This window comes from Ursidibacter maritimus (genome assembly GCF_009761395.1).
GTDB lineage: Bacteria > Pseudomonadota > Gammaproteobacteria > Enterobacterales > Pasteurellaceae > Ursidibacter > Ursidibacter maritimus.
Window position 1 is genome coordinate 216399 of sequence record NZ_LEKN01000013.1, and the last position, 24168, is coordinate 240566.

At 38.0% G+C, this 24168-nt stretch carries 22 protein-coding genes; 8 read left to right on the forward strand and 14 right to left on the reverse strand.

The window, feature by feature from the left end; translation table 11 throughout:
- Positions 1-22 precede the first annotated feature (22 nt).
- Positions 23-484, forward strand: a complete 462-nt coding sequence (gene argR, locus A1D26_RS04065) for a transcriptional regulator ArgR (RefSeq protein ID WP_157402806.1) — start codon at positions 23-25, stop codon at positions 482-484.
- Positions 484-1380: a TIGR01777 family oxidoreductase gene (locus A1D26_RS04070; protein WP_157402807.1), complete on the forward strand. Its 897-nt coding sequence runs from the start codon at positions 484-486 to the stop codon at positions 1378-1380. The genes argR and A1D26_RS04070 overlap by 1 nt, the downstream gene beginning before the upstream one ends.
- A 66-nt stretch (positions 1381-1446) precedes the next feature.
- Here A1D26_RS04070 and A1D26_RS04075 read toward each other — a convergent pair whose 3' ends face one another.
- From A1D26_RS04075 to thrA, 6 genes are all read right to left on the reverse strand, one after another.
- A complete protein-coding gene (locus tag A1D26_RS04075; protein WP_157403037.1) occupies positions 1447-2700 on the reverse strand; it encodes a heme biosynthesis protein HemY in 1254 nt (417 codons plus the stop codon).
- A 9-nt stretch (positions 2701-2709) separates the two neighbouring features.
- Positions 2710-4167, reverse strand: coding sequence for a uroporphyrinogen-III C-methyltransferase (locus A1D26_RS04080; protein ID WP_157402808.1), 1458 nt, complete (start codon positions 4165-4167; stop codon positions 2710-2712).
- A 17-nt stretch (positions 4168-4184) separates the two neighbouring features.
- Positions 4185-4943: a uroporphyrinogen-III synthase gene (locus A1D26_RS04085; protein ID WP_157402809.1), complete on the reverse strand. Its 759-nt coding sequence runs from the start codon at positions 4941-4943 to the stop codon at positions 4185-4187.
- A gap of 5 nt (positions 4944-4948) precedes the next feature.
- Complete coding sequence (gene hemC, locus A1D26_RS04090; protein WP_157402810.1) at positions 4949-5875, reverse strand: hydroxymethylbilane synthase; 927 nt, start codon at positions 5873-5875, stop codon at positions 4949-4951.
- 152 nt (positions 5876-6027) lie between these two features.
- Positions 6028-6975 carry a homoserine kinase gene (gene thrB, locus A1D26_RS04095; RefSeq protein ID WP_157402811.1) on the reverse strand — a complete coding sequence of 316 codons (948 nt, stop codon included), beginning with the start codon at positions 6973-6975 and terminating at the stop codon, positions 6028-6030.
- Complete coding sequence (gene thrA / locus A1D26_RS04100) at positions 6975-9431, reverse strand: bifunctional aspartate kinase/homoserine dehydrogenase I (RefSeq protein ID WP_157402812.1); 2457 nt, start codon at positions 9429-9431, stop codon at positions 6975-6977. The genes thrB and thrA overlap by 1 nt, the downstream gene beginning before the upstream one ends.
- 365 nt (positions 9432-9796) lie before the next feature.
- On the opposite strand from thrA, the gene sodA reads away from it, so the two are divergent.
- Positions 9797-10438 carry a superoxide dismutase [Mn] gene (sodA, locus tag A1D26_RS04105; RefSeq protein WP_157402813.1) on the forward strand — a complete coding sequence of 214 codons (642 nt, stop codon included), beginning with the start codon at positions 9797-9799 and terminating at the stop codon, positions 10436-10438.
- An 85-nt stretch (positions 10439-10523) separates the two neighbouring features.
- On the opposite strand, the gene A1D26_RS04110 is transcribed toward sodA, so the two are convergent.
- Genes A1D26_RS04110 through A1D26_RS04120 form a run of 3 tightly spaced genes read right to left on the reverse strand, consistent with a single transcriptional unit; the run spans position 10524 to position 15423 of the window.
- Entirely contained in the window at positions 10524-11945 is a 1422-nt protein-coding gene (locus A1D26_RS04110; RefSeq protein ID WP_157402814.1) for a YdgA family protein, read from the reverse strand.
- 21 nt (positions 11946-11966) lie between these two features.
- A complete protein-coding gene (locus tag A1D26_RS04115; protein ID WP_157402815.1) occupies positions 11967-14090 on the reverse strand; it encodes a 3-hydroxyacyl-CoA dehydrogenase NAD-binding domain-containing protein in 2124 nt (707 codons plus the stop codon).
- A 28-nt stretch (positions 14091-14118) separates the two neighbouring features.
- On the reverse strand, positions 14119-15423 hold the full coding sequence (locus A1D26_RS04120; RefSeq protein ID WP_157402816.1) for an acetyl-CoA C-acyltransferase: 1305 nt from the start codon (positions 15421-15423) through the stop codon (positions 14119-14121).
- Between the two features lie 120 nt (positions 15424-15543).
- Between A1D26_RS04120 and coaE the strand changes: the two genes are divergently transcribed.
- Together coaE and yacG are read left to right on the forward strand one after the other, a co-directional pair.
- Complete coding sequence (coaE, locus tag A1D26_RS04125; protein ID WP_157402817.1) at positions 15544-16158, forward strand: dephospho-CoA kinase; 615 nt, start codon at positions 15544-15546, stop codon at positions 16156-16158.
- A 32-nt stretch (positions 16159-16190) separates the two neighbouring features.
- Positions 16191-16367, forward strand: a complete 177-nt coding sequence (gene yacG, locus A1D26_RS04130; RefSeq protein ID WP_157393969.1) for a DNA gyrase inhibitor YacG — start codon at positions 16191-16193, stop codon at positions 16365-16367.
- Here the strand turns inward: yacG and greB are convergent.
- Together greB and A1D26_RS04140 are read right to left on the reverse strand one after the other, a co-directional pair.
- The gene (greB, locus tag A1D26_RS04135) at positions 16364-16849 is read right to left on the reverse strand and encodes a transcription elongation factor GreB (protein ID WP_157402818.1); all 486 of its coding nucleotides are present in this window, start codon (positions 16847-16849) and stop codon (positions 16364-16366) included. The genes yacG and greB overlap by 4 nt on opposite strands.
- On the reverse strand, positions 16849-17784 hold the full coding sequence (locus A1D26_RS04140) for a KpsF/GutQ family sugar isomerase (protein WP_157402819.1): 936 nt from the start codon (positions 17782-17784) through the stop codon (positions 16849-16851). Before A1D26_RS04140 ends, greB begins: the two co-directional genes overlap by 1 nt.
- A gap of 136 nt (positions 17785-17920) precedes the next feature.
- Here A1D26_RS04140 and A1D26_RS04145 point away from each other — a divergent pair, with 136 nt between their 5' ends.
- Positions 17921-18715, forward strand: a complete 795-nt coding sequence (locus tag A1D26_RS04145) for a peptide ABC transporter ATP-binding protein (protein ID WP_157402820.1) — start codon at positions 17921-17923, stop codon at positions 18713-18715.
- On the opposite strand, the gene A1D26_RS04150 is transcribed toward A1D26_RS04145, so the two are convergent.
- On the reverse strand, positions 18712-19515 hold the full coding sequence (locus A1D26_RS04150; RefSeq protein WP_157402821.1) for a Rossmann-fold NAD(P)-binding domain-containing protein: 804 nt from the start codon (positions 19513-19515) through the stop codon (positions 18712-18714). The two genes, A1D26_RS04145 and A1D26_RS04150, sit on opposite strands and share 4 nt — an antisense overlap.
- A 233-nt stretch (positions 19516-19748) precedes the next feature.
- Here A1D26_RS04150 and gorA point away from each other — a divergent pair, with 233 nt between their 5' ends.
- Positions 19749-21119 carry a glutathione-disulfide reductase gene (gene gorA / locus A1D26_RS04155; protein WP_157402822.1) on the forward strand — a complete coding sequence of 457 codons (1371 nt, stop codon included), beginning with the start codon at positions 19749-19751 and terminating at the stop codon, positions 21117-21119.
- A 72-nt stretch (positions 21120-21191) separates the two neighbouring features.
- Entirely contained in the window at positions 21192-21890 is a 699-nt protein-coding gene (locus A1D26_RS04160) for a hypothetical protein (protein ID WP_157402823.1), read from the forward strand.
- 69 nt (positions 21891-21959) lie between these two features.
- Here the strand turns inward: A1D26_RS04160 and A1D26_RS04165 are convergent, their stop codons facing one another.
- Both A1D26_RS04165 and A1D26_RS04170 read right to left on the reverse strand, forming a co-directional pair.
- Positions 21960-23315 carry a sodium-dependent transporter gene (locus A1D26_RS04165; RefSeq protein ID WP_157402824.1) on the reverse strand — a complete coding sequence of 452 codons (1356 nt, stop codon included), beginning with the start codon at positions 23313-23315 and terminating at the stop codon, positions 21960-21962.
- A gap of 28 nt (positions 23316-23343) precedes the next feature.
- Positions 23344-24168: a Dam family site-specific DNA-(adenine-N6)-methyltransferase gene (locus A1D26_RS04170; protein WP_157402825.1), complete on the reverse strand. Its 825-nt coding sequence runs from the start codon at positions 24166-24168 to the stop codon at positions 23344-23346.

Genomic DNA, 24168 nt, shown 5'->3' on the forward strand with positions numbered 1-24168 from the left:
ATTGGATAATAAGGAAATCAAAGTGGAAAAAACAGATTCACTTTCGGAAGCATTTAAATCCCTTTTAAAAGAAGAAAAATTTGGTTCACAGAGTGAAATAGTTACAGCACTACAAGAGCTAGGTTTCACCCACGTCAATCAATCCAAGATATCTAGAATGCTTACTAAATTTGGTGCGGTAAGGACACGCAATACAAAAATGGAAATGGTTTACCAACTTCCTGCTGAATTGAGTGTACCAACAACCTCAAGCCCATTAAAAAATTTGGTTATTGATATTGATCATAATGATGTGTTAGTAGTTGTACGCACTAGCCCTGGAGCTGCACAGCTGATTGCACGATTACTTGATTCAATGGGAAAAGCAGAAGGTATTTTAGGTACTATCGCTGGCGATGATACAATCTTTATCACCCCAACTCGTGAAACAAGTATAAAAACACTTATCCATAACATTACTGACTTATTTGAAACATCGCTCTAATGTATATTCTAATCACAGGTGGAACAGGTTTTATCGGAACTGCTCTTTGCCAAGAATTAATTAACCAAGGTCACTATCTTACTGTTTTAACCCGTCAATCACTGACAGCTCAAGAAGCGGTAAGTTACTGCCAAAATCTTGCAGATTTCCAAGATTTAAATCAATTTGATGCTGTTATCAACTTAGCAGGAGAGCCAATTTTTGATAAACCTTGGACAGATCAACAAAAGCAGAAACTGCTTTCAAGCCGATTGAACATCACAGAACAACTTGTCGAACTGTTCCATAAAAGTGAACAACCGCCTCATACCTTTATCTCAGGCTCTGCTACTGGATTTTATGGAGATTTAGGTTTTACAAAAAAATACGATGAACAAACCGCTTGTGGCACAAAATTCCCTGCTTTACTTTGCCAACAATGGGAAGAAACCGCACTCCAAGCGGAAAGCTCACAAACACGAGTTTGCTTAGTACGGACAGGGATAGTTTTAGGCCCAACAGGTGGTGCGTTACAAAAAATGCTACCGCTCTATAAATTCGGGCTAGGTGGTAAACTGGGTAACGGTAAACAACATTGGGCGTGGATTTCACGAAATGATCATATTCGTACAATACTATTTTTACTGAATAATAAGCAAAGCCAAGGAGCTTATAACCTAGTTGCACCTAACAGTATCAGTAATGCTGATTTTAATCAGCAACTCGCCAAAGCATTAAAACGTCCTGCATTTTTTAACGTCCCTAGTTTTCTCTTAAAACTAGGGCTTGGTGAGCGTTCGCAATTATTATTAGATAATCAACCGCTTATACCACAGAGGTTAATGGATGAAGGGTTTGAATTTCAGCATCACACTCTTGGAGAATACCTTAGCAATACTTTCTTATCTATCAAATAGAGACGAGAAAGCGGGCAGATTCGTAAAAATTTTTACCAATCTGCCCGCTTATTTATTAAAAAAGACTTATGCTTTAGACTCTACGTCCTCTGGTAATGAAAGAACAGGTTCTTCATTTACAGACACATTCACTTCTTTCAAATTATCTTGTCGAATACGAGCCACTAGTTCAGTATCATTAGTCTGTTCAGCAACATAAAGAGCCATAATACGGTCATTTGCGGTACATTCCTTATGTTCTAATACTTGAACAAAATAACCTTTAGCTTGAGCAAATAACCCTTCTCTTGCATAAATATAACCTAATGCACGAGCATAATCATCTTGGTAATGTTCAGCGGCTTTGTTGTAACGTTTTGCCAAGACTTTCAACAACTTACTGTGTTCATCGACTTGTAAACGTGTTAGTTCCTTAAAGAGAGGTTGTAACTGTTCATCATCTGCTTTCTTAACTGTTTCTAGAGCAATTTCTGCTGCTGATTGATGATCATTAGTATCTAATAAACGCTTAATCAATGCTGTTCTTAAATAGACTGAACGACGGCGATTACTTGGTTGGTTATCCCACCAAGTCAGTAACCCTTCCTGACCATCATCATTCATTATCTCATCAAGTAATCCATCTTCCACTTGATGTTCTAAAGATTCATACTCTTCCGCTGATAAGAAACTGCGTTTACCAATGACATCTAATACGTTATCTAACGCTTTATACGCTTTCGATTTTTGGTAAATTTCAATCGCTAAACGTAAAGCATCAATGTTATTTGGTGCAAGCACTAATAAGCTATCAACGGAGCTACGAGCCGCTGGTAATTTACCTTGTTGCAATAAAATGCGAGTTCTTGCAATTTCAACTGCAATACTATTTGGACCTGCAATTTTTGATGCTTCTAAAAGATGCTTATTCGCAGCTAAATCATCGCCACGTTGTTGAGCAGCCTCAGCGGCTTTAATAAAGTTTAAAACAGGCTCATCAGAGTGCATTGCATTTTTACTGATCAACTTCTCTGCTTTTGAATAATCGCCTTCTGTCATTTTCATCAAACCTTCTAAAGTTTGTTTTTGTGCTAACTTACGTTTACGATTACCAAACCATTGATAAGAACCTCGACTTAAACGGAAAAATCGAGTAACCACCCATTCTAATAAATAGACCGTAGCCATAGAAATAGCGAAGAATACAATAAGCATAACTAAGCTCATTTCAAAAATCTTACTACCCGTTTCGATACGGACATAACCTTGGCTACCCGCCATATAAGGCGCTAAAATCAATCCAGCTAGCACTAATAGCATTAAAAAGAGAACACGAAACATCATCACCTCCTATTGTGCATTCGCAGGTTGTTCAGCGTTATTCGCTGGTTGCTCTGTAGCTTGCTCAGCCGTTTTTTCTTCCGCTGTTTTTTCTACTTTCGCATCTTCGACTTTCAGTTGTTCTAATGTTTTATCAGCATCAAGTTGAATTTTTTGTACTGGCTCAGGCGTTTTATTCAATGCTTGTTCTAACAAGCTTAGGCTTTGTAAACCATTTGGTGCATCAATATAAATAGACTGCTCAATTAAATCATCAATTTCTTTTAAGAACTGCTTCACATTGTTATTTTGTACATCAAAATAACTTCTTACCCAAGTTCCCACCGCTTCTAAAGATTGCTTATACAATTCATTTTGCTGACGAGGTACGGCTAAAATTGCAATTTGTAAGCGTAAGCGAATGTTTTCTCTCAAATATATTTCTTGATTTGGTGCGATAAAGGCTTTTTCATTTGCTTTATTTTTATCACTTACACGAATAAAGTGGCTCAAGAAAGAGTCTGCACTCTTCTCAATATTTTTCTGCCAATCCGCTAACGAATCACTTACCTCGCCATTGTCTTGGGAAGAGAAGGAATCATTATCTAACATCGGCATGTCATCCACTTTATTTGCTAAGTTAGCCAAACGCTGCATTAAGTTATTTTGATCAACCTTATTCACACTCGCGATCTGTTTAAGATCAGCTTTAATCGCATCACGAACAGCTTGAACATTACCGCTAGTAACCTGACTTAGTGCATTATCAGCTTCAACAAGTAGATTTTTAGCTGTATCAATATCATTGTCTAATACCATTTTTCGTAAGGCATTATTCAATAAGAAATCTGCATCAGATAATAACCAGGCACTCGTATCCGCCTTAGGCGTTGAACCTATTTTTTTAAGTTGTAACTGTAATCCATTGATTTGCTGCGCATAATTAGATTGTTCATGCTCTAACTGAGCAATTTTCTCTAATGATTTCTGATAATCATTAGTTAATTGAGCAAGTTGTGCTTTTTCTGCCTCAAAATTTGGTAACTCTACTGCTGTTTGCGTACTACTGCTCGATGTAACACTCACATTTGCAACTTGTTGTTTTAACGCTTCAATTTGAGCTTCAACTTCAGAAAATTTCTTATTTGCAAAGAAATGTCCAGCGCCACCAATACCTAATGCAATCAATAGTGCTAAAATCGCAATAGCTTTACCACCTGATTTTTGCTTTTCTTTCTTTTCTTGGCTAGGTTTAACTTCTTCTTCCACTTTAGAATCCTCTTCTACTTTTTCCTCTAATTCCTCAGAAGCGGTGACATTCTCAGTTTCTTTTGCAAAATTGCTTTCTGATGTTACCGCTTGTTGCTCTATTTGTTGTTCCATTTGTGGTGTTTCCAGATTAGGTTCAACTTCAACCTTCTCGTCAACTTTTGCTAAATCAATCTGCTGCGAATCAACCACTTTATGCTTTTTATTCTGTTTAGACATAAGTCCCACCTTTTAATTTAAGATTGATGATATGTTAAAAGTGTTTCCAATAAACTCATATTATCCGCTTTTTTAGACACTATAATACTTTCTTGCTGCCACCCTAAACGATTGGCAATTTTGGCTAATCGCTCACCTACAACAAGAATCCGACAGCTAAAAAGCCATTTTTGTTCCATTTCTAATGTTTTTTCTGCTAATAGCGATAAAATTTCTGCACTAGTAGCAATAATGGTATCCACCCCAACTCGTTTGGCAAGGCTAATTTTTTCCGATAAATTCTCTGCGGATTCAATTCGTTGGTAGCATTCTAGTACTTGAACCTTTGCGCCACGAAGGATAGCCTGCTCTGTAAAAAATTCACGCCCCGTATTTGCTCTTAAAATTAAGATATTTTTGTCTTGCAACTGTTGCATTTCAGGTAATGCTAATAAGCCTTCGCTATTTTCAGATTGTAACGGATAACGCACCGCTTGTTCACTCTTTGCTGAAAAATAATTCGCCGAACCTTGCCCTACCGCAAAATAGATTAGATCCGTTCGCCAAGCAAAACCTGTTTCACTTAATGTTTGTGTGGCAAAATCTACCGCATTCTTAGACACAGCAAAAACATAATCACCCGAATTTAATCTCCCTAATGCAGAAGGTAAAAGCGGAAGTTCTCTGCCATTCTCAACCATAAATAACGGTTGATGAATTGCAAATAGACCTTGTTCTACGAGTAATTCTGTTAATTTTTCCCCGCGTAAATCAGGGCGTGTTACTAATACATTCATTGGAATTAATCTTGATAGATTTCTTGTAAAATTTTATCTGCACCTTGTGCCAATAATTTTTCAGCAACTTCCACCCCTAACTTCTCGGCATCTTGAACTGGTGCAGATGCCGATGCTCGAATAATGCTTGAACCATCTAGGCTACCGACTAATGCCCGTAAAGTGAGAGTGTCACCTTGTAATTCAGCAAAACCACCAATTGGCACTTGGCAGCCACCTTGTAAGCGATTATTCATTGCACGTTCTGCTTTAACACAATAAGCTGTTTGAGAATGGTTAAGAACGCTGATATAGGATAGAACGCGTTCATCATTTAAACGTGTTTCAATGCCAACCGCACCTTGCCCAACTGCTGGTAACGACTGTTCTGTAGAAATAAAGCTACGAATACGCTCAGGTACTCCTAAACGAATTAATCCCGCTGATGCTAAAATAATCGCATCATACTCTCCATTATCCAATTTACTCAAACGAGTTCCAACATTGCCACGCAAGGATTTTACCTGTAAATGTGGATAAGATGCCATTATCTGACATTGACGACGTAGGCTTGATGTCCCCACAATCGCCCCTGACGGTAACTCATCTAAACTAGCGTAATGATTTGATACAAAGGCATCTCGCGGATCTTCTCGTTCACAAATCACAGCAAGCCCTAGTCCTTCAGGGAAAGCCATTGGAACATCTTTCATTGAATGAACAGCTAAATCAGCTCGATTTTCTAACAAAGCGAGTTCTAATTCTTTAACAAATAAACCTTTGCCACCAATTTTTGCTAAAGGAGTATCAAGAATGATATCACCTTTAGTCACCATTGTTACAAGCTCTACTGATACTTCAGGAAAACGTTGTTCTAAGGCTTGTTTCACAAAGTTTGCCTGCCATAAGGCTAGTGGGCTTTGACGGGTTGCAATTCGTAAAATATCTTTCATTAGATTGTGATTTTTTATGATGAAAATAGGCATATCCTACCACTATTTCAGGTTTTCTGCCAAACGCTTCATTACTTTCAAGTCGTTATCTAACTCATAAAAAAAGCAGAGTAATCTCAACTCTGCCTTATTTCTGATTTTAACAACTCAATTTAACCAATCGCTCTCGCACCTTGATTATCTACCTTACAAATATGAATAAATCCTTCATTATTTTGTAGATAATTACTTTCAAGATAACTATATAGTTTTTGAGCGTGAGCAAGATCAGGGGCAATGGCAAACATTGTCGGGCCAGATCCTGAGATTCCAACCGCTAATGCACCTAAGTCTTTACAACCTTGGCGAACTTCTGGAAAGTTTGGTAATAAAGCCTCGCGATATGGTTCTGCGACTAAATCTTTCATCATCAACGCCGCAAGCTGTGCTTGTCTAGAGTGGCAAGCGTGAACAAAACTCCCCAAATAGCGAGCTTGGGAAATAACATCTTGACGAGTGTAAGTTTTCGGCAAAATTGCTCTTGCTTCTGCGGTAGAAACTTCAATCCCAGGGTAAGCTAATACCCAATACCACTCATCAAAGAAGGGTAATGGTTGGCAAATATTGCCCAGTGATTGTGTCATTAACTGCAAACCGCCTAAGTAGCAAGGGGCAACATTATCATAGTGAATAGAACCTGAAATACGCCCTTCAAGTTCTCCCATCATTTCCAATAATTCCATTTTAGAGAACGGTTCTGCGTGGAACTGATTTAATGCCACCAGTGCCGCCACAATAGAACAAGCACTTGAGCCTAAACCTGAACCAATTGGCATATTCTTTTCCAGGGTTAAGCGAAGTTTTTTGACTTCTCCACCACGCAATTTTAAACGTTCACTAAAAAGTACATAGGCTTGGTAAACAATGTTTTTTTGTGGCTCTTTTGGCAATTTACGCACAAAATAGCCAACACTTTCTAATTCAAATGGCTGATCCGATTCTTCAATTTGCACCACATCGCCCAATAATGAGCCATCAATCGGTGAAATGGCTGTGCCTAAAGAGTCAAAACCTACGCTTAAATTTGCACTTGATGCTGGTGCATAAATACGCAATGCCATTAGTTTGCACCCCCATGTAATGTACGCAGAATGTCCGCAAAAATCCCTGCTGCGGTTACACTATTCCCTGCACCATAACCACGTAACAAGAGTGGAATTGGGTTGTAATAACGTGTGTAGAATGCAAGGGCATTTTCACCATTTTTCACTTTATAAAGTGGATCATTTCCATCAACTTCTTTGATAGCGACTTTGCATTTAGCATTTTCAATCACACCCACATAACGTAAAACATTACCCGAAGCGGTTGCTTTCTCAACACGTTTTGCAAATTCAGTATCTAAATTTGGTAATTCTGCTAAAAATTCTTCGGTGGTTTTCCCTTCTGTAAAACCTTGTGGTAACACACCTTCCACTTCAATATCATCAAGCTCTAATGATAAGCCCGTTTCACGAGCCAAAATAAGTAATTTACGAGCCACATCTTGACCAGACAGATCATCACGCGGATCAGGCTCGGTAAAACCTTTCTCTTTCGCAATCAACGTCGCTTGTGAAAGTGTTAAACCTTCTTCCAATTTACCGAAAATAAATGAAAGTGAACCTGAAAGAATACCTTCAAACTTCTCTACTTCATCGCCTGCGGCAAGTAAGTTTTGTAGGTTTTCAATAACAGGTAAGCCTGCACCCACGTTAGTTTCATATAAGAATTTATGCTGACTTTGGCGTGCATTTTCACGCATTTCTTGATAGTAAGCATAACTTGAAGTGTTTGCTTTTTTGTTTGGTGTAACGACGTGGAAACCTTCTTTTAAAGCACGAGCATATAAATTCGCCACCGAATGAGCAGTTGTACAATCTACAAATACAGGGTTTACAACGTGATGTAACTTGATAAACGAAAGTAACACATCAAAATCTGAAGGCTGAGTTGCAGACTCTAGATCACTTTTCCAGTTATCTAAATTTAAGCCATTTTCATTCAGCAGCATTTTATTGGAGTTAGCTAATGCACAGACACGAATTTCAATATCCTTCTTTGCTAAATATTCCTTTTGTTGTTTAATTTGTTCGATTAGTTCTCCACCCACACCACCGACACCAACTAGAAAAATATCAACCACTTTTTTATTATTAAAAAGTGCTTGGTGAGTGGCTTTAACTGCTTCAATCGCTTTATTTAACGGAACAACCGCTGAAATTGAACGCTCTGAAGAACCTTGTGCAATCGCAACAATACTGATATTCGCTTGAGCCAATGCAGAGAAGAAACGAGCTGCAATACCTTTCGCCGTACGCATACCATCGCCTACCACAGAAACAACCGAAAGATCTTTAATCACTTCAACAGGATCTAATAACCCTTCTTTTAATTCATTAGCAAAGGTTTGGTTTAATGCTGAAAGTGCTTTATCGGCAGATTTAACAGGTACACAGAAACTAATACTATATTCTGATGAAGATTGTGTAATTAAAATGACGGAAATACCCGCTTCTGACATTGCAGAGAAGACACGAGCCGCCATTCCCACCATTCCTTGCATACCCGAACCCGATACATTAAACATGGCGACATTATCTAAATTCGTAATCCCTTTTACTTTTAAACCATCATTTGCCACATTGCCATCAATGATAGTGCCTTTGCCTTCAGGATTACCCGTATTTTTAATTAAACAAGGAATTTGTAGTGGCACTAATGGACCAATCGTGCGAGGGTGAATAACTTTTGCACCGAAGTAAGAAAGCTCCATAGCCTCTTGATAACTCATTGATTCTAAACAGATTGCATCAGGTACTAAACGTGGATCACAAGTATAAACCCCATCAACGTCCGTCCAAATTTCACAAATATCCGCTTTTAAACAAGCTGCTAAACAAGCAGCGGAATAATCAGAGCCATTACGACCGAGTAAAACCAACTCTCCTTTATCATTCCCTGCGGTAAAACCAGCCATTAACACTACATTTTTCTTCGGAATTGAGCCAGCATCAACACGTTTAGTCGATTCTGCAATATCCACTGATGACTCTAAATAGCTACCATTAGCTAATAATTTCTCAACAGGATCAATGCGGGTCACCTCATAACCTTTTGCTTCAAACCAGCCTTTCATCATCGCAATCGACAATTTTTCCCCACGACTATGTACCGTTGCACTCACGTTATCTGGGCAGAATTTATTTTTAGCCGCTTGATCCGCAATGCTGCAAATATCGGCTAATTCTGCTTGAATAAATTGAGCCAATCCTTCACGATCAAACTTGTTATTAGCTGCATATAATCCATTGATAATGTTATCAAAAATTTCATTGGCTTCAGTAAGGTGGGATTGGTAGGATTCGCCTGCTTGGGCTTTATCAACGATGGCTACGAGATGGTTAGTAATTTTGGCTGGAGCGGAAAGAACACCTGCTGCTTGGTCGCTTAAATGGGCTTTTTCGATAATATCGGCAGCTTGCATAAAGCGTTCAGCATTGGCTAAAGAAGTGCCTCCAAATTTTAAAACTCGCATAGTTTCTCCTGATTGAATAAAAGTTAAATGTTTGCAAAAAAGGTATAAAAAAAACCCGCTTATTTAGCGGGTTCTCTCGTTTTATTCGTTCCGTTTTCTAACCACGAACACCCGCACTATGTTGGCACATAATGGTCATAATTGTTGTGGTAATAGTTGTTAAACGGTTCATCTTAATCTCTCTAACTCAGAGTAAAAACGGCTAGAAGAATGGGCGAAAACGATTGCTTTGTCAATATATTTTTACAAAAAATCACTTTTTTTGTTTTAGATCAAAAAACTCTGTATTCCCTCTCATTTTTTGATAGGATAAGCGGTGAGTTTCGACTCAATTTTTACTTATTATTTTTTTGAAGGATTTAAAAATGACATACAGATTACCTGAATTAGGCTACGATTATGATGCGTTAGAGCCACATTTTGATGCCAAAACAATGGAAATTCACCATTCTAAGCATCACCAAGCGTATATCAATAACGCAAATGCAGCATTAGAATCTCATTCTGAATTATTAGCTAAATGCCCAGGTTCGTTAATCCAAGATTTATCTCAAGTACCTGCGGAAAAACGAGCAGCAGTGCGTAATAACGTGGGGGGACACGTTAATCACACATTATTCTGGAAAGGTTTAAAAACAGGTACAACTTTAACAGGTTCATTAAAAGAAGCGATTGAACAGGATTTCGGTACTGTTGAAAACTTCCAAGCTGAATTTGAGAAAGCAGCAACAACTCGTTTTGGCTCTGGTTGGGCGTGGTTAGTATTGGAAGATGGCAAATTAGCCGTTGTTTCAACAGCTAACCAAGATTCACCATTAATGGGTAAAGAGGTTGCGGGCGTTTCTGGCTACCCAATTTTAGGCTTAGATGTTTGGGAACATGCTTACTACTTAAACTACCAAAATCGTCGTCCAGATTATATCAAAGCATTCTGGAATGTCGTAAACTGGGACGAAGCTGCACGCCGCTTTGAAGATAAAGTAAAAACTTGTGGCTGTGCAAAATAAGCTAAAACGCTAAATTACTTTTATCTACTTGCTCCTAAATAGTTGGATAATAAGCCAATTATTTAGGAGCAGTTTTATAATGGGCTTATTGTGAAAGCCCTGCTAACCCTAGCATAATAAAGAACAGAGCATTCTCAACTTGATTTTCTGGCACATCATTACCGTTAAGTTTTACTTTACCTTCATCAATTTCTAGTTTCAGTTTAATATTTTCTGAATCAACAACCGCTAAACCACTATTTTTTGCTTGAAGCACTAATTGCTCAACTTGTGCTTTTGCGGCTTGCTCTGCTGTTGATCTTTGTTCAGGATCGACAGAGGCGATTTGTTTAGCAAGCTCTTCCAATGCACTGATATTTAATGTGGTATCAAGAATAGATTGCTTAAAGATATTTAGCACATCCGCTGTACTACCCATATTGTTAAAATCAGTTGCTTTTAAGTTGAGTAATAGTGCGAGCTGATTTTTACCTTTGCTGTTAGTTAAAGAGATATCTTTAATATGTAGCTGTGGCTCTTTACTCAATAACGTTTTACTAATTTCTTCTACTTTTGCATTTTGTTCATCAGTCAATTCTGAACCAGCTTGCATTTGTAAACTATAAACTATCAACTCATCAGACGATTTGGCATCTAATTTCATTGATATATCGGCTTTTAACTGACCTAAATCAAGCTCTTCGCTTTGATTTTTTACGACAACTTGAGATGAAAAATCTCCTGAAAGATCGTAGTCTTCGTTTACCAGTTTCGCATCACCTTTTGAAGTAATTTTATTCAACGTTAAACTAGGCTTGTTAGCATCTGCTGATGAAATGCTAAAGCTATCAGCACTCATTGTATAATCGCCAATGGTTAAATAGCGGTAAGTATCGGATGTTTTTTTGCCTTTTACCTCATAGCGAAGCCCGTTATATTCCATCTTTGTAATAGGATCTAGAAGCGAAAGCATTGGAACATCTATTGCTAATTGATAATCGCCTGATTTTGCCAGTGTAAACTCCCCTGATGTATCAGAGATATTCCATATTGCATCGTCAAGTTTAAACCCTGATGTTGAAAACTGACCGCTTGTATCACCAGAATAGCTCATCGTTGTTTGATGCGTAAAGACTTCAGGTTTCGTGAAATAACTTTTTAACTGTTCTGGTGTAATAATTTTCCCTTCACTACTCACCATTGCTGGAACAAGGTTTCCTTTCATCAAGCGGTTAATTGGTAAAGGACCGTGATAAAGTTTATCACTCCCCTTAAGCACATAAGTTTCGCCACCCGTTTCAGCTTCTAGATTGTAGCTAATATCTGAGCTGAAAAAATGGCGTTCAACTTTAACATCTTTGATTTCTGCTTTCACACCGTAAAGTTCAAACTGTTTTAAAGTATTGTTCCCTAGTGTAACAAGTTCGCTATACTTTTCTTCAACTTGTTTTCCAGTGTACCAACTTCCGCCAGTCGCCACAGCACCAATAACGACTGCCACTGAAATGGCGATTGTAGATAATTTCATAATGTTTCCTTTTTTTGTTGATTAAATTGTTTGTTCAGCACGTTGTAATAGCCATTCGCAAGGGACAAAACGTTCCCCGTACAACTGTGCGTGTTTGCGTAATTGATGAACAATCTCTTTCGCTCCGATTTTATCTATGTAGGCATAAATTCCCCCTCGGAAGTCAGGGAAATCAAACCCTAAAACCGATGCCACATTGCCTTCATCAGTCGATTGAATAACGTTATCTTGTAAACACCAACAAGCCTCGTTAATCATTCGTAAAATACAACGGCGAGCAATATCTTGAGATTCCAAGTCATTACGCATAATGGTTTCCATTACGTGATAAATACTCTTATCTTCTTGGGTTCTTTCGCCTTTAGAATCATAAAGATAAAAACCACGTTTATTTTTTCGTCCTTTACGTTCATTCATTGCCAAAAGCTGAACGCTCTCTGGTAATTGAAAACGACTACCTAACTGCTCGACCATTGCTTTATTTGATTTGACGATCATATCCAAGCCTATATCATCAATCATTGCTAATGGGCCTGTTTTAAAACCAAATTCTTGTAAAGAACGATCGATAAACTCAATCCCTTCTCCTTCAACTAAGCATTGAATCGCTTCAAGTAAAAACGGGGTTAAAATACGGTTGATAAAAAAGCCTTCTTTATCGGCAACCAACAAAGGTACTTTACCTTGTTGAATCGCAAAATGGATCGCCGTTGCGATGGTATGCTCACTAGTATTTTCATGGGGTATAATCTCCACCATCTTACGTTTAGTCACTGGGCTAAAATAGTGGAAACCAATGACATTTTCAGGGCGTTGTGCCACCGATGCAATTTCACGAATAGAAAATGTTGAAGTATTCGTCGCAAAAATCGCATTGGCACTATAATACTGCTCACTTTCTCGTACCATTTTCTGCTTTAACTCAAGGTTTTCATAAACCGCTTCAATGATAAAGTCCGTCTGTTTCGCCGCAACTAAACGATCACCACCTGTAATCAAATTCATTCGTTGAATCATCTCACCATGTGAAATCAGTTTTTTATCAACCGCTTTGTTCATTAGTTCGTAACAGGCTTTTAACGCTTTTTGAATTTCAGATGGATGAATATCTTTAATCCGCACAGGTACTTTAGCATTATTCGCTGTTAAGTAAGCAATACCTGCTCCCATATAGCCACTCCCTAAAACGCTAACTTGAGCAATATCACGCATACTAGCACGATCTTCATAATGTTCTTTCATTGCTCTTTCGGTCTGTTTTAGGCTAATTAACACCTGTGATTGCTCTGTTCGGAATAGTTCAACAAAAGCATCTTGTTCAAGTAATAAACCTGCTTTAAAACGAGGCTCTTTTAGCACACTTAAAATTTTGGCAACAGCTGGATAATTACCAAAGGCTTTATTCCATACTCGGTTTTCAATATAGTCTAAATAACGTTGGCGGAATAATGGATAGCCTTCAAGCTGTTTTCGCCACTGTTTAAAACGAGTAAGCGGTTGTTTATGATCAATTTTTTGCACCTGTTGGGTCAAGAGTAAGTGGTATGCCGTTTCAAGTAGATTACTGGCTGGCACTAAACGGTCAACCAATCCCCATCTTAATGCCTTTTCTGCACTAATTTTCTGTCCTGAAAGGATCATTTTGATCGCATTTGGCAGTCCAATCAAACGTGGTAAACGCTGAGTTCCACCTGCAAAAGGCAAAATCCCAGAGCGAACTTGCGGGATAGAAAATTTGGTATGAATTTCTTCACTTGCCATACGATAATCACAAGCTAACGCTAATTCTAGCCCCATACCAAAACAATCACCATCAATGGCGGCAACAACAGGCATTTTTAATACATTGATTTCCCGCATAACCGCTTGGGCATCTTGAGAAAGCGCTTTAAGCTGTGCATCTGTTTTTGTGCGTAAGGTACTTAATTTATAACCTTTAATAAAACATTTCGGCTTACTTGAAGTAAAAATGACACCTTGAGCTTGCTGATAAATAATAGCACCAATCACATCACGTAAATCGGAAATAAAATTCTCGGGTAGCCAGTTGCTCGTTTGGTCCGCCACGTTGATACGCACAATCGCTATGCGGTTATCATCAATCTCAACAGAAAAAGGCGAAATTGTTTGAAGTTGTTCTGTCATATCCTGTTCCTTATCTCTTTCCTGCTGTCTATTCACTCTCAAGCACCATTGCTGCACCCAAACCGCCCAATCCACTTGATGCGACTAAAGATAAGCCTCCGCCTTTGCGTTTCAAGGCATTGAGTGATTGAATTAAAATACGCAAACTCGTTGCTGCTCTTGGATTACCGAAGGCAATAGAACCACCAAGATGATTGAGTTTTTCTTCATCAATTTTACCCAAACAAGCGGTGCGATTAAGATGATTTTTTGCAAATTCAGCCGATTCAAATAAACGTAAATTCACTAACATTTGACTAGCGGAAGTTTCGTGGATATCAATTAAATCCATATCTTGTAAATTCACGTTGGCACGTTCTAGCGCTAAACTGCTGGCAATAGTCGCTCCCATAAACATATTCTGCCAAATATCATTGCCTGTAATCGCATAGCTGCGAATATAACCTAATGGGCTTAAACCTAGCTCCTTCGCTCGCTGTTCACGCATAAGCAATACTACCGCAGCACCATCAACAGCTTTTGGCATATTCGCTTCGGTAACCGTTGCGTAATTTTTATCCATTATGGGTGAAAATCGTTGGTAATAACGCTCTTTTCGAGCTGCGGAAACTAAGGTGTCCGACACGACAAAATCTTGATAAGGTCTTGGAAAAGAAGGCATGACTTCAGCTTTTAATAAACCTAATCGCCACGCATCTGCTGCTTTTTCATTTGAGTAACGAGCAAATTCATCTTGCTCTTGGCGGCTAATATGATACTGCTGTGCCATTTGCTCTGAAATTTCCGCTACCGAGAGTTGCGTCATATAATCTTTTAAATTGACCCCATGCGGTTTTAAATCTCGCCACGAAAACTGGCGAAATAATTCAAATTTTTTATCTAAAGTAGGCGCTTTAAAAATAGCTTGTAATTTGCGGATAACACGAGGGCTTATGCTGAATGGCGCATTGGAAATAGAATCTGTACCACCTGCAATACCTGCCGAAATCGATCCGCTTAAAATACTGCCTGCCACATTCACTAACGCTTGCAAGCCAGATAAACAGGAACTACTAATGGTATAGGCCTGTAGATAAGGCATATTCAGTGCTAGTGCGATTTCACGAGATGGATTAGGAATATCGGGCTGTTGAATCACTTGCCCAAAAACCAACTGCTCAATTTGTCGGCGATCTAATTCCATTCGGCTTAATAACTCATTGGTTACCATTGTGCCTAAATCCGTTGCGTAGGACGATTTAAACCCTGTATCACGTTGCACAAAAGGGGTTCTTAACCCTGATACAATGGCAACTCGCTCACCTTGAGCGTTAATAAGGTTCTGTCTAGCCATAGAAGTTCCTTTTAATCTGTATTCAAAAATTTTACAATTCTAACACAGAGATAAAAAATCAACAGCTTAAAACAAGCGGTAGTTTTTTTAAATTTTTTGCAATCCCTAAAAGGAAATAAAATGACCTATATTGTTGGACTAACAGGCGGTATTGGCAGTGGAAAAAGTACGATTGCTGAATTATTTGCACAACATAATGTACCGATTATTGATGCGGACATAGTGGCTCGCCAAGTAGTTGCAAAAGGCTCGCCATTATTGAATCAAATTGCGAAACATTTTGGATCGCAAATATTGACAGAAAACGGAGAATTAAATCGTTCAGCATTACGCAAGTTGGTATTTCAATCGGAATCCGAGAAGAATTGGTTAAATAATCTGCTCCACCCTGCTATTAGGGTTGAAATGCAACGCCAATTAACAGAACATCAAGCTCCTTATGTCCTTTGGGTTGTTCCGTTACTCATTGAAAATAGACTGACTAAAGAGTGTGATCGAGTTTTAGTTGTTGATGTATCGCCCGATATTCAACTTGAACGTGCAACAAAGCGAGATAACAGCCAACATGAAATCATCAAGAATATTATGGCAGCCCAAGTCGATCGAGCGACACGTTTAAGCTATGCAGATGATATTATTGAAAATAATCTGCCTTTAGCTGAAAACTTGGCGAGCTTAACCAAGCAAGTCAATGAATTACATCAACGCTATTTAACCTTAGCTCAAACTAAATAGTATTTAACATCAATATAAAATAAGGAAGTATAATGACAATCGTAAATTGCCCAACTTGTGAAAAAGAAGTTATTTGGTCTGCACAAAGCCCATACCGCCCATTTTGTAGCAAACGTTGTCAGCTAATTGACTTAGGTGAATGGGCGGATGAGAAGAAAGTTATCGCAGGTTCAGACGATGATTTAATGTCCGACTATACTGAAAATTAAAGGGTATTTTTATCGTACCAAATATTATTGATATAGAGCGTTACTCTTCCTGATGGTGTTTCCACTTGGATTTCATCATCAATTTGCTTCCCGATTAACGCTCTAGCCACTGGAGAATCAACCGAAATCCATTGTTTCGCTGGGTCAAACTCATCGCAACCGACAATTCGATATTGCTTGATTTCTCCATCTTCGTTTTCTAACTCAACCCAAGCCCCAAAAAAGACTTTCCCCTCTTGGCTTGGATGATAATCCACAATTTTTAAGACTTCTAATCGTTTACTCAGAAAACGCACTCGGCGGTCAATTTCTCGCAATCGACGTTTTCCATAAATATATTCGGCATTTTCACTTCGATCACCTAAAGCAGCCGCTTCCGATACAGCTTGTGTTACTTTCGGACGTTCTTCTTTCCACAAAAATTTGAGTTCTTGATCGAGCGTTTGCCAACCAGAACGAGTGATGTAATCTGATTTTGCCATTAGCTTGCAAACTCCACTATACCCGAAACATTACCTTGCTCATCTACCGCAATAAGTGAGTGAATATGTTTTTCTTTCATTAACTCTTCAGCGTGAGCTAGGAAAGTTGTATCTAAAATGGTTTTTGGTTGTCGAGTCATAATTTCAGCGGCTGTTTTATTTAGGCTATCCGCACCAAATTTTGCTAATGTACGGCGAATATCGCCATCGGTAATAATGCCACGTAACTGATTATTTTCCATCACAATGGCAACGCCCATTCTGCCTTCGTTCATTACGTTTAAACAGTCGCTAAATTGAGCATTAGGAGAAATGATTGGCAATTTACGTTGCATTACGTCTTTAACTCTGCAAAGCAATTTACGCCCTAAACTACCGCCTGGGTGGAAACGAGCAAAATCTTCCGCTTTAAAATCACGTGCTTTAATCAGTGCAATCGCCAAGGTATCGCCTAACGCCATGGTGACTAAACTTGACGTAGTTGGAGCAAGATTATTTGGGCAAGCCTCTCGTTCGATACTAATATCTAACACAAGATCTGCATGACGGCCTAAGGTAGAATGTGGATTACCCGTCATCGCAATTATGGAATTACCAAAGTTTTTTAAACTTGGAATGAGCTTATTCACATCATCAGTTTCACCGCTGTAAGAAATCAAAATAACTACATCAATCGGTTTTAACATTCCCAAATCACCGTGAAAGGCTTCTGTTGGGTGAAGAAAAAAACTCGGTGTCCCTGTTGAAGCAAACGTCGCAACCATTTTTTTACCTACTAGCCCTGATTTACCAATACCTGCAACAACAACACGCCCTTCACAAGCTAAAATCATCTCCACTGCTTGATTAAAACTCTCAGATAAATTTTGATTTAAACGGTTAATTGCAAGGAAATAAAGTGATAAGGTTTCATTAGCATAGGTTAGGTAATTCATAACTTTTTCCTGAATGATAGGCTGAAATCTGGCATATTATACGCTTTATATATTCTAATCGGTAATTTATCTTTCAATTTGGCATTCTGGGCTGTTACCGCTAAAATAAGCCACTTTCTTCTTATTTGGAATTATTATGAATTTACTTGAAGTTCAGCAAATTAGTAAACGTTTTACCGACCGCATTGGCCTTTTTCGTAAACAAGAGTTCTATGCGGTTAAAGATGTTACATTTTCGCTTGAGCATCAAGAAACCCTTGCTATCATTGGTGCAAATGGTGCGGGTAAATCAACATTAGCCAAAATGCTGGTAGGCATTACAGAACCTACTTCTGGCTTTATGCTATTTAAAGGACGGGAGTTAAAATTTGGCGATAACGCATTTAGAGCAAAGAAAATTAGAATGATTTTCCAAGATCCTAATGATGCTTTCGACCCTAACTATAACATTGGTCAAATATTAGATTCCCCTTTAAGATTAGCCACCAATTTATCGCAAGAACAGCGTAATGAACGGATTTTCCGCACATTAAAACTGGTTGGAATGTACCCTGAACACGCGTTAATTCACATCAAAGAAACCTCAAGTAGCCAAAAACAACGTATTGCCTTGGCACGAGCACTTATTCTTAATCCTGAAATTATTATTTTTGATGATACGTTAAGTGCGTTAGACTTTTCCGTAAAAAGCCAACTGACTAATTTAATGATGATATTACAAGAACGCTTGGGCTTATCTTATATTTATGTAGGGCAAAATTTAGGATTGATTAAGCATATTGCTGATAAATTGATCGTAATGGATAACGGTGAAGTTGTTGAATACGGGAAAACTAAAGAAGTATTACTTAATCCGCAACACCCTATTACAGTCCGATTGATTGAAAGCCATTTCGGTGGAAAACTGACTGAAATGGCTTGGGCAAGCTAATTTGGAATCATCTTAATAGGGGCGTCATATTGATAACTAAAGCCAAAGTCTCGGCAGATTTTTTCCCCGTGAATAACCCGAATAAGCGGTTGCTTATCCTCTAAAAAATGTAAATCAGCAAGCTGACACTGCTTAGCAACAAAACGATAGTATTCTTCTCGAGTTGGATGAATGGGAGCAACTAAATGGTAAATTCGCTTACCATTTGGTGCATTTAGCAAACAAATTATTGCTCGAATACAATCATCTAAATGTACTAAATTAACAGGTTGCAGTGCATTTTTTAGCTCTGTTTTTCCTGCTAAATAATAGACTGGATGTCGTTTTTTCCCGACTAATCCAGCTAGGCGAACAATATCTACATCAATTTGTTGAGATAAAAGCCAATTTTCAACCGCCAACAAGGTTTGAGCAGATTTATCTTCAGCAAAAGGAATGGCATTTTCATCAAAGTGTCCATTTTTTTGTGGAAATACTGACGTTGAACTAACAAAAACAATATGTTTAACTTTTTGTAAAATAGCGTGAGAAACTAACCGCTTAATACCATCAATATAGTCTATCTCATTTATCTTGCTGGGTGGAATATTGATGACTAAGGCATCACTGTTCAGCAATTGCTCAACTTCTGATGTAATCGGAAAATTAGCGGTTAGTAATAAGGGATATTGCATCAAGTTACCTTCGCTGTTTTCTGTCACTTCTCTTTTACTTCCTTTAACGATCCAACCTTGTTGGATAAGTGTCTCGCCTAAAGGCATTCCAAGCCAACCAAGCCCAATAATTGTGACTTTTTTCATTTTTACCATTACTTTTATCTTTAAATCTATCGAATAGAATGGCAGATGATTGGATTTATTTCAATAACAGGGCGAATAATATCGTCCTTACTCACAACTATTTCTTAGCATAATTAAGTATATTCGGAGGAATAGCACGATAATAAATGATAACAAGCGGTAAGATTCGTTCGTTTTTTTGCAAAAAATTGGTAAAATCTCACCGCTTTTAATTTATTAAGTAAGGAATAAAAATGGCAAAGCATTATGATTATTTAGCTATCGGTGGAGGTAGTGGAGGAATTGCCTCTATTAACCGAGCTGCAAGCTATGGCAAAAAATGTGCAATTATTGAGGCAAAATATTTAGGCGGAACTTGCGTAAACGTAGGTTGTGTACCGAAGAAAGTAATGTGGTATGGTGCTCAAGTAGCAGAAGCTATCCATTCTTATGCTCCAGATTACGGCTTTGATGTGCAAGTTAATCAATTCAACTATGCGAAATTAGTCGAGAATCGCCAAGCTTATATTAGCCGTATTCATCAATCTTATAACAATGTATTGGGTAAAAATCAGGTTGATGTGATTCGCGGTTTTGCTCAATTTGTGAATAAAAATACGGTGGAAGTCCGTTTAGAAAATGGTGAAACAGAACAAATTACCGCAGATCATATTTTAATTGCCACAGGTGGACGCCCTGCTCGTCCAGACATTACAGGTGCCGAATATGGCATTGACTCTGATGGTGTATTTGAACTCACTACATTACCGAAGCGTGTTGCTGTGGTTGGAGCAGGCTATATTGCTGTAGAACTTGCTGGCGTATTTAATAGTTTTGGCGTTGAAACACATTTATTTGTACGCCAACACGCACCATTACGCAATTTTGACCCGTTAATTGTTGAAACATTGCTAGAGGTGATGGCTCAAGATGGTATTAACTTGCATACTCACGCTATCCCACAAGAAGTCGTGAAAAATAGTGATGGTTCACTGACGTTAAAATTAGCCGATGGTCGTAGCCAAGAAGTCGATTGTTTAGTTTGGGCAATCGGACGTCAGCCTGCAACAGATAAAATCAATTTAGCGGCAGCTGGGGTAGTGGCGAATGAACGTGGTTTTATTCCTGTGGATAAATTCCAAAATACGAATGTTTCTGGCATTTATGCAGTGGGCGATATTATTCAAGGTGGAATTGAGTTAACCCCTGTTGCTGTTGCAGCTGGTCGCCGTTTATCTGAACGTTTATTTAACAATAAACCAAACGAACATTTAGATTACAACCTTGTGCCGACAGTAGTATTTAGTCACCCACCTATTGGTACTATTGGCTTAACTGAGCCGCAAGCAGTTGAGCAATATGGTGCAGAGAACATCAAGGTATATAAATCGTCTTTCACGCCAATGTACAGTGCAATTACACAACATCGCCAACCTTGCCGCATGAAATTAGTTTGTGCGGGTAAAGAAGAAAAAGTTGTAGGATTACACGGTATTGGCTTTGGTGTTGATGAAATGATTCAAGGTTTTGCAGTTGCAATCAAAATGGGCGCAACGAAAGCTGATTTTGATAACACCGTCGCAATTCACCCAACAGGTTCTGAAGAATTTGTTACAATGCGTTAATAACAATATAACTACATCAGAGTGGGTAGGACTTCCCTACCCACTTTTTATTTATTATAAGGAACTTACCTAATGAAGAAAATATTATCTATTGTATCCCTTAGCTTTATTTTAAGCGGCTGTTTTGATGAGCCGAAAAAAGAAATAGCATCTACTACTCTAGCAGAAAAGTCTGAACAAACAGTAAGCTCGACCGGAAAAGTAGCTACATCGGTCGAAAATGTGGTAGAAAAAAATCAAACAACAGAAATGGCTTCTGCTAAAGATGAAAAAACAACTATGACGGATCAGACTGATGAAAATAACGCATCAACGGATAAAGCTAAATCAGAAGATAAGGCAAAATCGGAAAATGCCGTTACTGCCACAACATCAGAAGAAACCGAAAATACTAAAAAGGTTTCTATCACAGAAGATGTCTCAAGCAATAAAAATCTAGAAAAGGAAGAAAAGTTAGATTCTCAAGCATCTATTACTAGCAAGCAAGACTCACAAAAAGCTGAAACAAATATCCAAAGCAAAATGTCTAGTTCAGGTACTTTATCTAATACGTCATTACAAAAAGCAAAATCTTATAAAGCTAAAACAAAGGCTGATAAGATAGCTGAACAAGATTCGGGGCTGTCCGCTGAAGAAAAAAGGGTTGGTTATCAGCGTGTATTAAGTGATACAGAAATCACTTACTTAAAATCGCAATGTCGTTATGCTTTTATGTCAGAAAAAGAAGTGGTTCAATATAACTGTGCTACCAAAAAAGTGATTATTAAATAATAAGGGCAATCAACAAAGGCATTTGGCGTAAGGTGGGTTAAACCCCACCTTACAGGCTTTATATAAGAACTATAAAGAGCTATAAAAAATCACTAAAATAATGACAGGAATCACATATTTAACGTAATTAAACCAGATAGCTGTCAATCCTTTATGAGTATTTAACTCTTCTTTTGCTTCATCTTTGAGAATAAAACCCACAAAAATGGCACTACCTAATGCAGTTAAAATAAACAGAATATTGCCACTAATGTAATCAAACGCATCAAAAATACTTCTTCCCATAATACGAATATCTTTCCACTCACTATCTCCAAGAATAGATGGAATATTACCGAATACAAAGATAGCAACTAAAGTGATTAAAATGGCAGCTTTTCTACTTATTTTAGTTTTTTCTTGTAATGCGGTAATAATAACTTCGCAGATCGTTAATGAGGTCGTTAATGCCGCCACAATCAATAAACTAAAGAAAATAATGGCAAAAGCAGTTCCACCCCACATATTTGAAAAAACAATAGGTAAACTTTGGAAAACAAGCGTTGGTCCTGAATTTGGCGCTATACCAAAACTAAAGAGTGATGGGAAAATCATAAAACCAGCGAGTAGCGCAATCACTGTATTCAGTACCCCTGTAATCGTTGCAGTTTTGACTAAGTTTTCTTTTTTATCTAAGTAGCTAGATAATGTGATCAATACCCCAAAACCTAAACTTAAAGCAAAGAATACCTGTCCAAGTACAAATACGAAAAGTTTTGGTGTAATTTTAGAAAAATCAGGCATTAAATAGAACTTAATCCCTTCCATTGCACCTGGTAAGGTAATATTTCTTACTACCATAATCATTAGGAAGATAAATAAGAGAGGCATTAAATACTTAACGGAGCGTTCAATACCATCAACGATTCCTTTGGCTAAAATGAAATAGTTTACCGCAACAAATAAACCTGTATAAATCATAATGTTGACTGGGCTATTGAAAATACTCTTTTGGAAATAGCTTGATGTTGTTTCTACTGTAACAGGAGAACTAATATCTAACCCCCCCGAAATAAAGCCACCAATATAATTTAATACCCAACCACCTAATACCATATAGTAAGCAAGAATACCAAAAGAGCCGAGTAGCCCCATATACCCTAGTATTTTCCAACCCGAATGGATCTTTTTGCCATTCGCAGTACCACTAAAAGCATCAATAGCGTTTACTCTCATTCTACGTCCGATAACATTCTCAACTAAAATCATTGGAATACCGATCACAATCATTGCAATGCAGAATAAGAAAACGTAGGCTCCTCCACCATTTTCACCAACTAGATAAGGGAAACGCCAAGTTGCTCCAAAACCAACCGTTGCACCAGCAACAGTCAGAATATATGCCAATCGGCTCGACCACGACTGGCGTTCAGTTTGAGTTGTCATTTTTACTCCAAATAATCAAAATAAAAAATTAGTTAAAGATAGCTAACAGTTCATTCACTTTATTACGAGAACTCGGCGTTTGCCCGATATTTCTCTGAACTTGTAACATTTTGATTTGTGCATTACGATAAATATCACGAGTAAAATGTGTATCGTGATTTGAAATCAAGACAGGAATACCAACCGCTTGTGATTGTAAGGCGTACTCAGCAAGCGTTTGTTGTTGTTCGAGACTAAAGCCACCACCAGCATACTGTGTGAAATTACTTTCTTGAGCCAAAGGGGCATAAGGAGGATCACAATAGACAAGATAATCATCAGGGTTTTCCCATAAATAATGGAATAACTGATGAAAATCAGCACAAATAAAAGTGGCTCTTTTTGCTTTCTCCGCAAAAAAACGTAATTCTTTCTCTGGGAAGTAATGTTTTTGGTAAGCACCAAAAGGAACATTGTACTGCAGTTTTTGGTTATAACGGCATAACCCATTAAACCCAAAACGGTTTAGATAGAGAAATAAAATAGATCGTTGAAAGGGGTCTTGTACGCAGTTAAATTCTTGTCTGCGTTCATAATAAAACATTGCCGTATTTGCTTGATGATGGAAAAACAGTTGCTGTGTTGCGTCGATATAAGTTTCGACATCTTGTTTGACAACATTAAAGAGATTGATTAAATCAGGATTTATATCAGCTAGCAGATAACGCTCAAAGTCTGTATTTAGGAATACTGAACCAGCACCAACAAATGGCTCAACTAAACAAGCCTTTTTAGGAAAATGGCGAGAAATTTCATCAATTAGGCGATATTTACCGCCAGCCCATTTTAAAAAGGCTCGTTGTTTAGTATTCAT